At 58.6% G+C, this 15,111-nt stretch carries 10 protein-coding genes and 3 pseudogenes; 6 read left to right on the forward strand and 7 right to left on the reverse strand.

What is annotated here, in order from left to right:
• Window positions 1-357: 357 nt before the first annotated feature.
• Together AAFG16_RS39855 and AAFG16_RS39860 are read right to left on the reverse strand one after the other, a co-directional pair.
• Window positions 358-1,188 carry an enoyl-CoA hydratase/isomerase family protein gene (locus AAFG16_RS39855; protein ID WP_342741047.1) on the reverse strand — a complete coding sequence of 277 codons (831 nt, stop codon included), beginning with the start codon at window positions 1,186-1,188 and terminating at the stop codon, window positions 358-360.
• Between the two features lie 761 nt (window positions 1,189-1,949).
• Window positions 1,950-2,143 (reverse strand): annotated as a pseudogene (locus tag AAFG16_RS39860) (hypothetical protein); the annotation flags it as partial.
• 698 nt (window positions 2,144-2,841) lie between these two features.
• Between AAFG16_RS39860 and AAFG16_RS39865 the strand changes: the two are divergent.
• The 3 genes and pseudogenes from AAFG16_RS39865 to AAFG16_RS39875 all read left to right on the forward strand — a co-directional run bounded on the left by AAFG16_RS39865 (window position 2,842) and on the right by AAFG16_RS39875 (window position 5,274).
• Complete coding sequence (locus tag AAFG16_RS39865; RefSeq protein WP_342734211.1) at window positions 2,842-3,237, forward strand: transposase; 396 nt, start codon at window positions 2,842-2,844, stop codon at window positions 3,235-3,237.
• Window positions 3,215-3,613 carry an IS66 family insertion sequence element accessory protein TnpB gene (gene tnpB / locus AAFG16_RS39870; protein ID WP_342734213.1) on the forward strand — a complete coding sequence of 133 codons (399 nt, stop codon included), beginning with the start codon at window positions 3,215-3,217 and terminating at the stop codon, window positions 3,611-3,613. The genes AAFG16_RS39865 and tnpB overlap by 23 nt, the downstream gene beginning before the upstream one ends.
• A 160-nt stretch (window positions 3,614-3,773) precedes the next feature.
• Window positions 3,774-5,274: pseudogene (locus AAFG16_RS39875) on the forward strand (IS66 family transposase).
• A gap of 541 nt (window positions 5,275-5,815) precedes the next feature.
• On the opposite strand, the gene AAFG16_RS39880 reads toward AAFG16_RS39875, so the two are convergent.
• The 5 genes from AAFG16_RS39880 to AAFG16_RS39900 all read right to left on the reverse strand — a co-directional run bounded on the left by AAFG16_RS39880 (window position 5,816) and on the right by AAFG16_RS39900 (window position 10,722).
• A complete protein-coding gene (locus AAFG16_RS39880; protein WP_342734215.1) occupies window positions 5,816-6,694 on the reverse strand; it encodes an amidohydrolase family protein in 879 nt (292 codons plus the stop codon).
• A 205-nt stretch (window positions 6,695-6,899) separates the two neighbouring features.
• Entirely contained in the window at window positions 6,900-7,706 is an 807-nt protein-coding gene (locus AAFG16_RS39885) for an ABC transporter permease (protein ID WP_342734217.1), read from the reverse strand.
• Entirely contained in the window at window positions 7,703-8,605 is a 903-nt protein-coding gene (locus AAFG16_RS39890) for an ABC transporter permease (RefSeq protein ID WP_342734219.1), read from the reverse strand. The genes AAFG16_RS39885 and AAFG16_RS39890 overlap by 4 nt, the downstream gene beginning before the upstream one ends.
• 8 nt (window positions 8,606-8,613) lie before the next feature.
• Window positions 8,614-9,549, reverse strand: coding sequence for an ABC transporter ATP-binding protein (locus AAFG16_RS39895; RefSeq protein ID WP_342734221.1), 936 nt, complete (start codon window positions 9,547-9,549; stop codon window positions 8,614-8,616).
• A 306-nt stretch (window positions 9,550-9,855) separates the two neighbouring features.
• Window positions 9,856-10,722 carry an extracellular solute-binding protein gene (locus AAFG16_RS39900; protein WP_342741048.1) on the reverse strand — a complete coding sequence of 289 codons (867 nt, stop codon included), beginning with the start codon at window positions 10,720-10,722 and terminating at the stop codon, window positions 9,856-9,858.
• 1,179 nt (window positions 10,723-11,901) lie between these two features.
• Here AAFG16_RS39900 and AAFG16_RS39905 point away from each other — a divergent pair.
• The 3 genes and pseudogenes from AAFG16_RS39905 (at window position 11,902) to AAFG16_RS39915 (ending at window position 15,088) form a co-directional block, all read left to right on the forward strand.
• Window positions 11,902-12,087 carry a hypothetical protein gene (locus tag AAFG16_RS39905; protein WP_342734223.1) on the forward strand — a complete coding sequence of 62 codons (186 nt, stop codon included), beginning with the start codon at window positions 11,902-11,904 and terminating at the stop codon, window positions 12,085-12,087.
• A 1,848-nt stretch (window positions 12,088-13,935) separates the two neighbouring features.
• A pseudogene (locus tag AAFG16_RS39910) lies at window positions 13,936-14,484 on the forward strand (aminodeoxychorismate/anthranilate synthase component II).
• A gap of 457 nt (window positions 14,485-14,941) precedes the next feature.
• Window positions 14,942-15,088: a hypothetical protein gene (locus AAFG16_RS39915; RefSeq protein WP_342734225.1), complete on the forward strand. Its 147-nt coding sequence runs from the start codon at window positions 14,942-14,944 to the stop codon at window positions 15,086-15,088.
• Window positions 15,089-15,111 lie beyond the last annotated feature (23 nt).

A 15,111-nucleotide genomic window follows, 5' to 3' on the forward strand; every position in this document is an offset into this window, starting at 1 on the left:
TCTGCGAGACTGATCCGGATGTAAGCAGATCCCCTAAACCGCGCTGGATCCTTTCGAGCCCGGTTCCCGTGCCCTCCCGATGTACTGGCCTTGACTGAGGCGCGTCAGCCCCAACTCATCCGCGCCGCGACCATCACTCATCGAGACTACAGTGCCAATGTGCTGACAACAGGTTTCCGCTATCGCCGCGCAGCGGCGGGAGGTAGGCGAGCGCACCTTCTGAATTAGTGATTGACATTAGGTACCACCTGCACAAACGCCAAAGTGCATCCGAGCACCTATGATCCGCGACACCGCTATCGGTGGCGCGCAGGATCGTCAGGCTTGAGTTACCGAAAAGGTCAGTTTGAATGCCACTTAGTCAGCTCCACCATCCGGCTTCGCTTGCTCGTATACCGGACGGGAAGATGTCTCAGATTCGAAACGCGCAAAAATGGAGTCGCGCCACTCGAGTGCGGCCTTGATACCTTCATTACGATGCAACTCACGGAAGTGCTGGAACTCGGAGTCAGAGCTGCTGATGAGCACGTCGGCAATGAGGCTGTATCGCAGAGCAGACTCGAGTCCTGCCGCCAGGAGCGTATTGTTGAGTGCTTTCTTGCTCCACACCAACGTTGGGAGTGCGATGCGAGACGTACGCTTCGCGATGCGCGTGACTTCTTCTACAAGGCGATCCTTCGGAAAGACACGGTTTACGAGCCCGAGCCGGTAGGCCTCCTGGGCGTCGAACATATCTCCTGTGTAGACCAGCTCGCGACAACGCTGACCGATCAGGTGCGACATGATCGGGAGTTCCGTGTCGCCAATCCCCATCCGGGCCTCGATCGCACCGAAGCGCGAAGCATCAGAGCAGTAGCGGATGTCACACCACATGGCCAAATCCAACGCCGCGGCTAGGCAATAGCCGTCGATCATCGCTATAACCGGCTTGGGGCAATTGAACACGGAACGCATGATCTTGTTGGCGTGGTCGAAATACCTGCTCAGATTTTCAAAACTCCAAGCAGCACGATCTGTGGGTCCGAACTCTGTTGTGTCTTCGTCCACGTCGAAGCCACTAGAAAATGCCCGGCCGCCCGCTCCCTTGACCACAACCACACGCAGCTCTGGATCGCGCTCGGCGATCGCGAGTGCGTCTTGGAATTCGTTGCAGAGCTTGAGAGACAGTGCATTCCTTGCTCGGTCGATTCAAGGTGATCCACGCGACACGATCATTGGACTCGTAGAGAATGTTACTGTATGCCATCACATGACTCCCAGGTTTATTGCTGATCTTGCCGACCGCTTTAAAGCATGGCTTTCACCACGCGCACATTGCCTCTTCTGGTGGGTTCCCCGGGAGCCGGCGAGCCGAACTGCAAGGACCTATCGACGCCAAGGAAACCACAAAGTACGCGAGCTATTGGAGAAAAATTCAGCGAAACGGAATATTTTGGCGTTCCGCGCTGGCATGTACATCTTGCGCCCGCGAGTTCGTCCTGGGCTCATCAGGTCCGGCCTCTTTGTGCACGTCACCGACAAGAAGATGCGGCGCGAGGTCCATCGCAGCGTCCAAAAGTTGTGCGCAGGAATTATGGATTCATTAGTCATTACGACCAAGTCAAAGAACCTCGTCCGGCAACGACACCATTGAACGCCTCTGCAGATATCCTGCTCGAGCGGAGGCATCGTTCAGGGCACATGGCAGCGGACAGATCGATGCGCGATTTCATCGCTTACGGAGTTGAGGATCTTCTTCATTCTGTTGATTAGCTCAGTCCAACTATCAGTACGTTGCTCGGTGAATGCCATGGGTTTGCAACCTCCCACAAACCAGTCATTGTCTTCCGGCAATGCGACCGATCATGGCGACCGGGACGAACTTAGTTGACTGCATGATCAGGGCATTTGATTGAGAGCATTAAGCGTGAGGCGCCCGGTTTGGCGCTGGAGGGTGCGACGGAGACGGCTTATGTCCGCCTAAAGCATGATGGCATTAGCTTATAGCCTGAGTTTTTGAGGTAGGTTGGGGCATTCGTCTGAAGTAAAGGCATCGAGTGCGTGGCTGGCCGATTGCAGAGCAGACGGCGTCGACGGTTCGCGCGGCAGCTTTGCGGACCGAGTGCTTAAGCTTCGCAAAGACCTGTTCGATGGGGTTCAGGTCTGCACGTATTTTGGCAGGAAGAAGAGCGTCCAGCCAGCACGGCGAATCAGAAACCGACTGATTTGGGAATCCAAAATCGATTAGACTAAACCCATCCCGCTTTAGAAGCGGCTGGGGACGCGCTGAAGCTCCTATCATTAGCGCAGAGGGAGGCAGTAGGCACGTCGACGAACTCCGAGCTACTTTTCCGGGATTGTAAATACTCTATCTGCAATAGCATCTGACTTAGCGATGCACGTCTAAGAAGCATCCTTTCCGTGGTACATGTTGATGAAAAAGTCCTCGGAACGACGCGCGTCCAATCCCAGAGGCGATCCGCGCAAAGCGGCTTGAGGAGCAAATCGTCGGCGACGCAGTGACCGCGGCTAATTGAGCCAGGGTCCCGCCTCTTTTTTGGAAGCCGTGCGATGGAGACGTCTGCCGCAGAAGGCAGGGCGGCTCATTCAAGCACGACATCTCCGTGCGAATCGCTGCGGTGCCTGCCTTCATCGCCAAGGCGGACTCTGCCGTCGTCACGATTCCGAGCGCACCACTGGGGGCGTTTCGCGCCATCTCCGCAACGGCACTATGCACTACAATGTCAGCCGGCCAGTCGGAGCGAAAAGCTGCGGAGTTAATGGTAAGCGCTAAGCGGGAACCCTTGCTTCGGGACTGGGATGGCTGTGCGAAGAAGCCTCCGGTTAGGACGGAGACTTCGGATGGGATTGGACAGCAAAAAGGACGTCTATTTGGACGGCTCATCCGCGGGGTCGGTGAGCCGGCTGGAAATTTTTGAAGGGCCGTCAGGACGTCGTGTGCGGTCGGAAGCTGAGAGAGCTCGGATCGCCGCGGAGAGTCTGTTGCCCGGCGTCCAGGTACCCGAGGTAGCGCGCAAGCACGGAGTGACGCGCTGGCAGGTCTACGATTGGCGACGGCGGCTTCGACAGCGAGGTATGTTGCCACCGTGCGAGGCGTCTCCACCAACGTTTGCGCCGCCGGTTGTGGAAGATGCGTTGAAGGAGCGTCAGGCTCCGGTGGTCAAGCTTGAGATTGCGATCGGCGATGTCGTGCTGCGGACTGACACAGCCATAGATGCTGACCAGCTATCCCGGTGATCCGTGCGGTGCGAGCGTCACGATGATCGCGGCCGGTGCTGATCTGAAGATTTACGTTGCCACGCGGCCGATCGACTTCCGCTGTGGCCACGACGGGCTTGCGGCGAAGGTACAGGAGATGCTTCGTCTCGATCCGTTCAGCGGCGCAGCCTTCGTGTTCCGATCGAAACGAGCGGACCGGATCAAGATTTTGGTAAGGGATCGAACGGGTCTGGTGTTGGTGCACAAACGCCTCGAAGGTTGCAAGTTCGTTTGGCCAACGATCGCGGACGGAGTGATGCGCATGTCGCCGGCGATGTTCGCTGCCTTGTTCGAAGGGCTGGATTGGAGATTGGTCCGCCCGGAAGAAGCACGGCGCCCGCAGGTGGCGGGATAACTGCGGCAGAATGACTCGGCAGCTATTTTGATCGTGGCACGGGGGGGCGGCGATGTGCTCGAAATAGCGCATGAGCATCGCGACACTGCGCGACGAAAACGAACGCCTAAAGGCGCTTCTGGCGCAAACGCAGGCGGCCTTGAGCTAGCATCAGGGGGCACTGGCGGCATCGGAGGAAGCGCGGCGTCGGCTGGAGGTCATTCTCGGCGAATTGCGACGCGACAAGTTCGGCTCGAAATCCGAGAAGCTACGACCAGATCAGTTCCATTTGCCGCTCGAAGACGTGGAGATCGCGCAAGGCATTCTGGACGCGGCGCAGGAAAGAGCCGAGAAGGTCATCCAGGGTCGATCGCGCAGCGATCCGGACGATCGAGGCTCCCATTGCAATCGCGGCTGTCTGCCTGGCCATTTGCAGCGAGTGGAACGGATCATCGAGCCTGCGAGCACGCTCTGTCCGTGCGGTTGCGGCGCCATGACGAAGATCGGCGAGGACGTCAGCAAGCGACTCGACGTGATCCCGGCGCAATGGCGCGTGCTGGTCACACGCCGCCCGAAATACATCTGTCGCCGCTGCTCGGGCCCTGTCGCGCAGGCGCACGCACCGGAACACGTCGTGCCCGGCGGGCTGCCGACCGAAGCGGCTATCGCTCATGTGATCGTCTCCAAGTTTGGCGACCACACGCCGTTTTATCGTCAGGCCGAGATCTATCCGCGTCAAGGCATTCGGCTTGATCGGGCGACTCTGGGCAACTGGTCCGGCCGCGCCTGCTTCCATCTTCAGCCCATCGCGGACCACATGCGCCGCCACCTGGGCATGGCGGATCGCCTGTTCATGGACGAGACCACGGCACCGGTGCTTGATCCGGGGCGAGGTCAAACGAAGAAAGGCTACTTCTGGGCGATCGCGTCAGACGACCGTGGCCACAGCGGTCCAAGTCCACCGATCATGTTGTTCCGATATGCCCCCGGTCGCAGCGGCGCCTTCGCGGAGCAGTTCCTGGACGGCTTTGGCGGAAGCTTCCTGCAATGCGATGCCTATGACGGATATGACCGGCTGACCGAAGTCGTTCGACCGCAAGGGCCTTGGACGCTCGTGCATTGCTGGAGCCATTTGCGCCGGCGCTTTGTGAAATTGGCCCGCAACAGCAAGTCGCCGATCGCCGAGGCCGCCATTCGGCACATCGCCCAGCTTTACGCCATCGAAGCCATGGTGCGCGGCGCATCGCCGGACATCCGGCTGGCCGCGCGCAAGGAGCCTCGCTGCCTATGGTCGCCGCGTTGAAGTCCTGGTTCGAGAAACAGCTGTCGATGATCTCCAGCGGTTCGACGCTCGCCGAGGATATCCGCTATGCGCTCAATCATTGGCAGGGGCTGACCCGCTTCCTCGAAGACGGGCGTCTCGAGCTCGACACCAACCCGGTCGAGAACGCCATCCGGCCGATCCGCTTGACCAAGAAAAAGCGCGCTCTTCGCCGGACATGAAATCGGGGCGGAACTGGGCTTTGCTCGCCTCGATCGTCGCCACCTGCAAACTCAACGACGTAAACCCTGCTGCCTACATCGCCGAAACACTCGAGGCAATCATCGACGGCCATCCCCACAGCAGGATCGAAGACCTCATGCCGTGGCGATTCCGCAAAGCGTCAAGCCTGCATCAATAGGGTGACGGCTAAGCGCTTACAGTTAATGGCACGCTGGGAGAACATAAACGCCGTTGTTTACGACATGGTGCGCAAGCCTGGCGGGCCGATTGGGCCGAGCACGGATTGGCGTGCTTAAGCGCCAGGAGTCGCTGCCATTGAAGGACAAGTTACTCATGCGGTTCATCAAGCGGTACTCGAACCGCTCGGGATCATGAATTTCGGCAAAGTACTATGACGATTTAAGATTGTAAGAGCGTCTCGCTGTGGATCGCGGGTCGGGTTGTTCCGAAGTATTGTGCCTACCAGAAATGGTCGGCGCGGACACGCCCATGGTGTTCCCTGCTCTTCGGTGTCTGCCAGCTGCCCAGGGCAGACCGCGGCACCGCTCCGGCGCTGCCTCTTGGAGTGCGGCGAAACCGGAAGCTAACGTCCAGCAGCACTAGGAGTCGGGAAATACGACGTGAAGCGCGGGCCAGCAAACGTTGCGCAGGCTCATTGTCTTGATCCAGCCGAATCCGACCCATACTATCATAAAGGCCGAAATCAGCGGCTCTCCACGCTATTCGCAAGTGAGAAATGGAACGCTCGCAGGTGGACGGAATCGATAAAGTGTCGCTGCCGATCCTTCGAGAATTTGACCTCTGACATCGGCCTCTGGCACGCAGCTGTGAAACCACTGCATGCTTTCGGCATAGGCAGCGCGGCGGTCGAGGGGAGCGCCAATATGCGGCCAGTCGGATCCCCAAACAAGGCGCTCCGGACCGAGAGTTGCGATGAGGCGCTCACATGCACGCGCTGCGTGCAGGGCAGTCGTTCGATACGGTGCAGAGAGTTTGACCCAGACTCGACGAGTTGCGGCTGCTTCGAGCAACGCTTGGAAGCTGGGATCCCTGTCTGGTCCTGCGTCGGGATCGAACATACCAAGATGAGCAAAAACGACGTTTGCGCCGCGTTTCAGCACAAATTGAAGAGCTTTGACGAGCTCGCTCCCGTGCACACCGAGTTCAACATGAATGCCGCAGGATGCTGCGGCGGAGAGCAAATCCGCGTAGGCGTCCCACTGAGGCATCTCACGAGAGTAAAACATCGGGAAGCGCAGACCGGCCACGCCCCGCGCAGCAAGTCCCGGAAGCTCTGCAGGATCGGTATCGGCGTCGAGCCAAATCACGCCACGCAAGTCCTGCGGCCGGCGTGCCAGCTCTTTCAAGAGATCGCTATTATCGAAACCGAGAAAGCTCGGCTGAGTCAGCACGTAACGTTGAATGTTGAACGACTTGCCAAGAAGCTCGAGTTGCGCAAGCGTCGCCGGCTCATCAGGGTGAGGAAAGCGCGGGGATACGACGTCTCTACATGAGCCGAAGACGTGAACATGACAATCGGCCGCCTTATTTGCTGGACGAGCGAGGCAGCGCAATTCGTTGAAAAGGCGTTCATTCATTGCTCCAACACCTATCGAGACCTCTCATAGACGCGCTTGAGGTTGATCGAGCCCATACGTGCGCGCCGCAACATCAGACCGGTCGCGCAAGGTCACTCTCCGCTCACGTCTCCCAGCGCAGGTCGAACGTGCAAACGAACCTTCGTTTTTCCCCAACCAAAATCCCATCATTAGCGCAAACGTTCCCATGAGGATCCCTGTCCTTTTAGACGATTCGCAGTTGCTCGGATCGCCTGCGCAGTAGATGCGTGGTCGCAAGCAGCAAGGCCGCCAGGAGGATCGTCAGCGTCGATACGGCCGCGATTGTGGGATTAATCTCCAAGCGCACATCGTCCCACATGCGCTTTGGCAACGTGACCGCGCCAGATCCGGACAGGAACAGTGCAACGACCACCTCGTCGAAAGAGGCGATAAACGCGAACAGTGAGCCGACGAGCACGCCCGGTCGGATTAGTGGCAAGGTCACTTGCCACAACGCACCGGCAGGCGTGGCGCCCAGACTGAGCGCCGCTTGTTCAAGTCTGGGATCGATACCAGCGAGGCTGGCGGTGACGCTGGTCACGACGAAAGGTACCGCGAGGCAGGTGTGCGCCAACACGATCGCGATCGGCGCACCGACGAGGCCATAGCGAGAGAATGTGTAATAGATGCCGATCGCTACCACGATTACTGGCACGATCAGCGGAGATAGGACGAGGCCGGTCGCGACAACCCGCAGAGGCCGCGGTAGGCCTGTGATGCCAATAGCAGACAGTGTTCCAAGCGTTGTCGATAACAGCACCACGACGGCGGCGATCCAGATGCTCAGCCAGGTTGATTCCAGCCAATCTGTGTTGCCGAAATACGCGGCGTACCATTTCAGGCTGAAGGCGGGTGGTGGGAAGCTCAGGTAGTTCGCCGACGAGAAAGATAGGACAAACACCACGATGATCGGGAAGGCCAAGAAGAGGAGGATGAGGCCGACGATCGTTGTCGGCAGCAAGCGGTCAATCGAATATCGAACGGCACTCATCGCAGGCTCATCCGAAAGGCGTTCCCGACGCCTGGCAGGCGTTGCGCCACCGCAATCAGACCGAGCGCGGTCGCAAGCAGCACAGCGGAGAGAGCCGCCGAATAGCCCCAGTTGAATTGTTCAACCTGCTGAGCGATCAACATCGAGAGCGTAACGTCCCGCGAATCGCCGACCATGGCGGGCGTGATATAGAACCCGAGCGCCAGTACGAACACCAGCACCACGCCAGCGGCCGCGCCGGACATCGATAAGGGCAGAATGACTTGCCAGAAGGTGCCCCGTGGCGTGGCACCAAGTCCCGAGGCGGCACGCGCCAGCGACGGGTCGATCTGCCGCAGCGCATTGGCGATAGGCAAAATCATATAGGGTAACAGGATGTGCGTCATAGCGATCTCGGTGGCAAGCGTTGTGTTGAGCAGGCGGATGGGATGCGCGATTAACTTGGGCGCCAGCAGCGCCTCGTTGATCAGGCCGTGACGGCCCAGCAGCACCATCCAAGCGTAACTGCGCACCAGGACGGAGGTCCAGAACGGCAGCAGGATGACCATCAGGATAAAGGGCGCGGTCGAGCGGGCGCGAGACAGCGCGAGGGCAACCGGGTAGCCGAGCACCAGCGTGGCGAGCGTAACGACGAGCGAGGTTCTGAGCGTAACCCAGAACACCTTGAGGAATACCGCGTCGTTGGGCAGCGCCGTGTAGTGATCAAAGGACCAGGTCGGATCGTTGAGGCTGCGCAGTAGCATTGAGACGACCGGCAAGGCGTAGAACGCCAGCATGTACAGCAGCAGTGGGGTCGTGAGCAGCAGCGGAATGCGCCATCGGATTGCGCCATGCCGCCAGTGCGCTTGCCTCCGTCGAACCGGGACAGGCGAGGGCGGAGCCGTGATCACCTCAACCATTGCTCGCCTTATACAAGAACAGTGTCCGCTACTGACCACGCAATGTCTGTGCGCTCACCGACCGCTCGGCGCCGCAGCGTGGCACTTGAGGGCTCCTTGAGCACCATCGTGGTCCCATCATTGGCTTTCAGCACAAAGCGGCAGCGCTCGCCGGAGAATACAGCCTCGGCCACGGTCACGCTCATGCGGTTAACGGTGGGCCCCGACTCGCCAGGCGTGTCGACGAAGCGCAAGCGTTCGGGCCTGGTCGTGAACGTAAGCTTGCTGCCGCTTGCCGGCTGTACGGAAGAGACGGCCCGCAACAGAACACCGTTCCATTCCGCGAGGACGACGCCTTTTTCGAGGCCGCGCGCGATAACTGGCAGAAAGTTGGATTCCCCGATGAAACTTGCGACGAAGCGATTGCAGGGCCGATCGTAAAGGTCCTCTGGCCGGCCGACCTGCTCTACGTTGCCCTCGTTCATAACCGCGACGCGATCCGACATGGTCAGCGCTTCTTCCTGGTCGTGCGTGACGTAGATAAAGGTGATGCCGAGATCGGCATGCAGCCGGCGTATCTCGAGCTGGAGATTCTCGCGCAGCTGCTTATCAAGGGCGCCAAGTGGCTCGTCCATCAGGAGCAGTCGCGGCTTGAAGACGATAGCGCGCGCAACTGCCACGCGCTGCTGTTGACCGCCGGAGAGCTGGCGCGGATAGCGCGCGCCATAGTCCGGCAGGCGCACCATCTCAAGCGCTTTGCCGACCAGTCTGGTCCGCTCCAACTTTGGTACTCCGCGCTGCTTCAGGGGGAAGCCGATATTCTCGGCCACGTTCAGGTGCGGAAAGAGGGCATAGTTTTGGAATACCATCCCGATATTGCGATGATGGGGCGGCTTTTCGACCACCGACACCCCGTCGATGGCGATGTCGCCCGTACTGGGAAGCTCAAAGCCAGCGATCATCATGAGCGTAGTCGTCTTGCCAGAACCGCTGGGGCCCAAGCGATCATCATGAGCGTAGTCGTCTTGCCAGAACCGCTGGGGCCCAATAGCGTAAGAAGCTCGCCCGAGCAGATGTCAAGCGATACCCCGGCCACGGCCGTGGAGCGGGCGTAACTCTTCGTCAAGTCGGTCAGAGACACCGAAGCGCCACCCATGCGATTGAGGCTTTGAGGCAATGCCCGAGGACGTAATACTTGCTCCATCGAATCCTAAATCCAATGATGGTTTCGTCCAGGGCCTTTCGCTACACTCTCTCGGCCGCAGAGCGGACTAGCCCAGCAGCCACTTATTGAACTTCGCCTGAATCCTGTCGCCATTCTCAATCCACCAGTCGACGTTATGAGTGATCATCTGTTTCTTGTTTTCAGGGGCGCTCGGCAGCAGAGCCAATCGCTGTGGTGGGATGTACTTATTCGCCCCTTCATTTGTAATGCCATATGGAATTGAGAGCGCAAAGCGCGCCTGCGGAATCGGCATGGTCGCAAACGCAACAAATTTCATGGCGTTTGTCTTGTTCTTGGCGCCCTTGAGGATAGCCCAGGCGTCGGCGTTCAGCATCCCCTGATTCCAGCAAATCGCCGCCGGCACGCCTTGCTCCTGCAAGGTCAGCATGCGAGCGTTCCAGACCGTCGTCATGGTGACTTCGCGGTCACTCAGCATCTGTGTGGGTTGGGCGCCGGTCTGCCACCACTTGACCACGTTCTTCTTGATCTTGTCGTAACTAGCCAAGGCCTTATCGACGTCGATTGGATAGATCTTGTCAGCCGGCACGGCAGCGATCAGCGCAAATTCCATCTCCGGGGGGACGTCCCCGATGCCGAACATCGCGCGGTCACCTGGAAACTTCTCGGTGTCCCAGAAATCGACCCAGCTCGCAGGTGCGACACCTTTAAAGGCGTCGGTGCGATAGGCCATCACCTGGGCCCATATTTGCATCTCCACACCGTATTCGAGGCGGTGTTCCTTGGGCACACCGTCGTCGATGAGCGAGTAATCGATCGTCTCGAAATAGTCTCCAGTCTTCATCAGCCTGGCGATCGTGGTGCGGCCGGTGTGGATCACGTCCCATTCGATATTGCCGGTGTCGACCATCGGCTTGATTTTAGCAGTGCTTGCGGGGAAGACGCGAACCTTGATTCCCGTCGCCTTCTCGAAGGGTTCATAATAAGCCTTCTGCTCGGCTTCCTGCGTTGTGCCCCCCCCAAGTGGCGACGCGGAGCTCTCCCGAGCCCTTCAGGATCTCCGGGACGGTCGTCTGCTCGGGCAAAGCGGATTGGGCACTTGCCGACCGCATGACGAACGGCGCCGCGGCTCCAGCGACAATCAGGCCGGTAGCGCGGCGACGACTGATGTTCCGGATTGGGTGTTTATCCATCAAACCCTCCTCCCCTTGTCGGTACAACTACCGGTCCAACCGCCTCGGCAGTTGGTACTGCTCGTACCCATGACACCGAAATGAAGTCCAAGAACGCTTTTGCGATCGCGCTCGATTGTTGAGGCCCGGGTCTAACATGCGGTTCGCCCCCTTCACCGGACACAGAATTGGACCATTATTTGCATAGCGTGCGTAATCGTAAGGGCCTGCTCACGATTAAAAACGCTGAAATTTCATCGAGCGTCAGGGAAATTCTGCGAAATAAGCACGCCTCCCGCTGTTCAGACGCCGATCCATTCACCGCGAACCGAACCCGTCGGCGCCGTACCGATGTTGAGACCTGTGCGTCGCCGCACCGCCCCCTCTCGAATGGAAAGCGCGACAATCACGATCGGCTGGCGATGTCAGATCATCCAAGGCCGATTTAGCGTCGCAATCAGCAGAATTCACTCCGAGATACAAAAGGGGACGATTGCTACGTGGCGTGCAGCCACGATCGTCTCCGCTCGCGCGTCAAATCCGGACGCGCCAGGCAGCCCGCGGTTGTTTCACAAGACTTCTCAAACTCTGGAATGACCAGGCGTTGAGCTCAAGCCGCTTGAACCCTTGCCAGGAACCCGTGTAATTCGTCTTGCAGCCGAGAGCTTTCCTGAGACAGGAGTTCGGCAGATCTCAGCACCTGCATGGAGGCGCCTCCAGTCTCCTTCACGCGCGGCCAGTAAGGGCGCGCTCGCTGCCACTTTCGGTGGTCCTAGCTGCGGCTTCCTGCAAATTAAACGCGATGTGCTTGCTCCTGGCTTCTTACTCCCCGATGGATCGGACCACGGTCATGGCGATCTCTGAGATACGGCCAATGATCGCGCCGATCTGACAGTAGCGGCGACCGATTCAGTTGTAGCAGCCTGGATGCCATCAATGTGCTCACTGATCTCAAGGGTCGCATGTGCGATCTCAGCTGCCAGCATTTTCACTTCCTGAGTGATGACGGCGAAACCTCTACCGCGGCGCGCGCGGCTTCAATCGTCGCGTTTAGCGCAAGCAAATTAGTCTACCGTGCACTTCCGGCTATCAACTGGATCACACTGCCAATCCGCTCCGCCGAGGTCGTCAAACTCACCAATCGCTGATCGCTAAGGTCGGCTTTGCCAACCGCTTCGCCAGCCGACTTTTGCCGCTTCTTCTTGTCGGCCAACATCGGATATGGTTGTCGCCATCTCGCCTGTCTCGGCCGCGCCACACTGGACGTTGATGGATGCCTCGACCGATGAGCAAGCGACTTGGACAGACAGTTGCCGGCTGATCGGCCGTGCAGGTAAGACTCCGTGCCGGAAACCTCAAGTTTCGAGGAGGCGCTTGAGACGATGTCGATCACATTGCCCACGACGATTTCACACTCGCTGGCCAGTCAAGCGAGGCTTTACGCTGCTCTTCGGTGAGACGATCCTGTTCGGCTTTAGCGGCGATCGCGAGACTGGCGCCAATCCTATTAGCAACCTTACTCATTATACCCCTTGAATGAGTTTTGTCTCGGCGTCGTTCGAGCGAGTGCGACCGGCATTCTTCGTATCGAGCTACACAACGCTAATCCGATCTGTTGGATCGATACGAGCAGCCAAATAGATGAGTTGATTTCGAATTCCTGAACCCCACGGTACATGACTGAAGCGCGGCTCTTCAACATGAATTACCTGCGCCGTGAATTGGCTTGTCTGCATCATGCGATGGAGCGACCATTATTGCACAAATGATGCGAAGCATGCGCGATGTTCGCGGCAATGCTGCAAAAGAACTCGACTATGTAGCTGGTCGTGCGCGGGATCAGTACCGGATCACGCGTGTCAGCGGCCCTTCGGGGCGTTTCCTACCTCACTTGGCCGCGCGGAATCTCCGCGCGGCCTTTTTTCAGACGCCGATTCAGGGCTGCGCCCAATTACAAGAGCGTTTTGTGTCTCGGTCCTTCGAAAGGTCCAGATCATTTTCGTGTGGCCAGGTAGTCGGGCAGCATCCTGCGCTCGACCTCATAGGGCATCCAATTCATGCAGATGCAGCGCTGTAGCTTACTCCGATAGTGATGTGTCAAGCAACGTCGCGGGCGAGGCGTCTTGGTTACGTCATTCCCCATCAATATGTCGCTCAACGCGTTTTGCCGTCTTGCGCGTCGATGCTGATTGTCATTGTCTGCGTCTCATCTAACGGGCTCGGGTCTAGTGGCGTGCGGTAGACTTCAGCGCCGTCGCCGCCGGTGACGGGAACCGCACGGCCCTTGGCCTCAGCTGAGGATGTACAACAGACGGTTCGGTCGCAAGCTGGTCTGCTCGATCGGCGGCAAGCTTTATATTATCGAGAATCAGTCCGCCTTGAGGTTCGTACCTCGCCAATCACAAGGTCAAACGAGTAGTACGGCATTCGAAATTCTCCAATTCGCACGATAGGCTCGATCGGATGTGCAGCATCCGCTTTGGGCCGGCAGATGGTTCAGTCGTAAGCATGGAGAGCGACAGCTAGCCGGACCGGCTACTGTTTAGTCCGGCCTCACCGTTCGGAGTGCTTCCATCTTTTGCGGTCATAGTATCGGGCCTCGAAAATCCAATTCGCTGACGCCCGGGCGCAATTTGAAGTAATTCTGCGCCAGCTTGCGAGATTAGAATCCTTTTTACGTGATCGACGCGTCTGGTGCAGGACAAAATGCGCGATTGGAGACTGTACCAATTATGGTAATTTCTCGGTCCATTCGAAGCGCCGATACACCTGTTCGGACCCGCGATTTCGCCTGCGTGTGGCTGCTCCAACTCAGTACGACGTTGTATCCACTTTGATTGAGTCGAGCCACTCCATCCACGCACGGGACTTCAGCGACGCTTCCGGAGCGCGCCCCTCCTGCGGCCCTTCCAAAGGATCTCATCGCCGCGAGTCGGCCGGCCGAGCATTGACAGCGGATTTCCTTGTCGCAAGTGGCAGGTCCGTAAACGGCGGGACTGAACGTGCCACCCTACGAGTCTTTTGTCTTCTACATTGCCCGCTATTTCCACAAGCTTGGTGCAACAACGGAGGTTATCCGGAACGACGGGATCAGCATTAGCGATCTTAATGCCCTCAACCCACGCGCATTGATCTCGCCGGGTCCCTGCACGCCGGTTGAAGCCGAAATATCAACAGCCGTCGTTCGCGAGCTTTCAGGTCGGATCCCTCTTCTCGGCATTCTGCCATGGACATCAATGCATCGGAAGCGTTTTCGGTGACGCATCGGGTGTGTACGACGCCCCATGCACGGTCGGTTTTCACATGTGACACATGATGGTGGAGGTCTGTTCAAGGGGCTTACGTGGCTCCTTTGCGTTGGGCGTTCCCACTCTCTGGCTGTCGAGCTCGACCGGCCATCCTAGCCATGCCTGTCGGTGAAAGGGCGCTCGCAGGAAGGGGAGATCATGGCCCTCGCAAACCGGCATCAGCCAGCATTTGGCGGGCAATTCCATCCGGAATCGATACTTACTCGGGAAAGGCACACGGTGCTGGCGAACTTCTGAAAGGCTGGCTGCCTGTGAGCACATAACCTCGTACTGCTCCAGCCTAACGCGCCGTCCAGCATCCGCGCTCATCCGAACAAGTTGGGGTAGGTTCTGGAGAAAGAGCGGGTGGAAAGCCGAACCCGGGCGCTTTCCGATTTCGTCGGAGCCAATAATCCAGCTCTCAGATCTGAGAAGCGCCCGGCCCACCGCAGAGAAGCGGCGGGTTTCCTGATGTAGCGCAGAACATTTGCTATGGAAGCTCTTATATCGGCGAAATTCGACATGAACGACGGTATATTCTCTTATCAGTGAAACGCAGATGCCTTGTCGGCAAGAAGCACCAAGCGATCGGCCAGTGCCCCAAGCCTGGCGCCGGAGTCGCGCTCGGCCATATCCTCAATGATCGATTCCCACTGCCACCTGCTCTCGGAACGGTACGCGGAAAAGCCGCCGCGGTTGTCGCCCGCGCAAATCCATGGCCGATGCGCGCGCAGCGGGCCTCGCTCACGTCATCGGCATCGCCTGCGAGCGCTGCGAATTGGAACCCTACCTTGCTTTCGCCGCAAGCACCCCCCACGTCAGCCTGGCGGTCGGTATCCACCCGTATTACGCGGCGAAGTGACCTCTTCTCACCGAAGCCGAGTT

Origin of the sequence: Bradyrhizobium sp. B117, assembly GCF_038969555.1 — a bacterium.
Classification (GTDB): Bacteria; Pseudomonadota; Alphaproteobacteria; order Rhizobiales; family Xanthobacteraceae; genus Bradyrhizobium.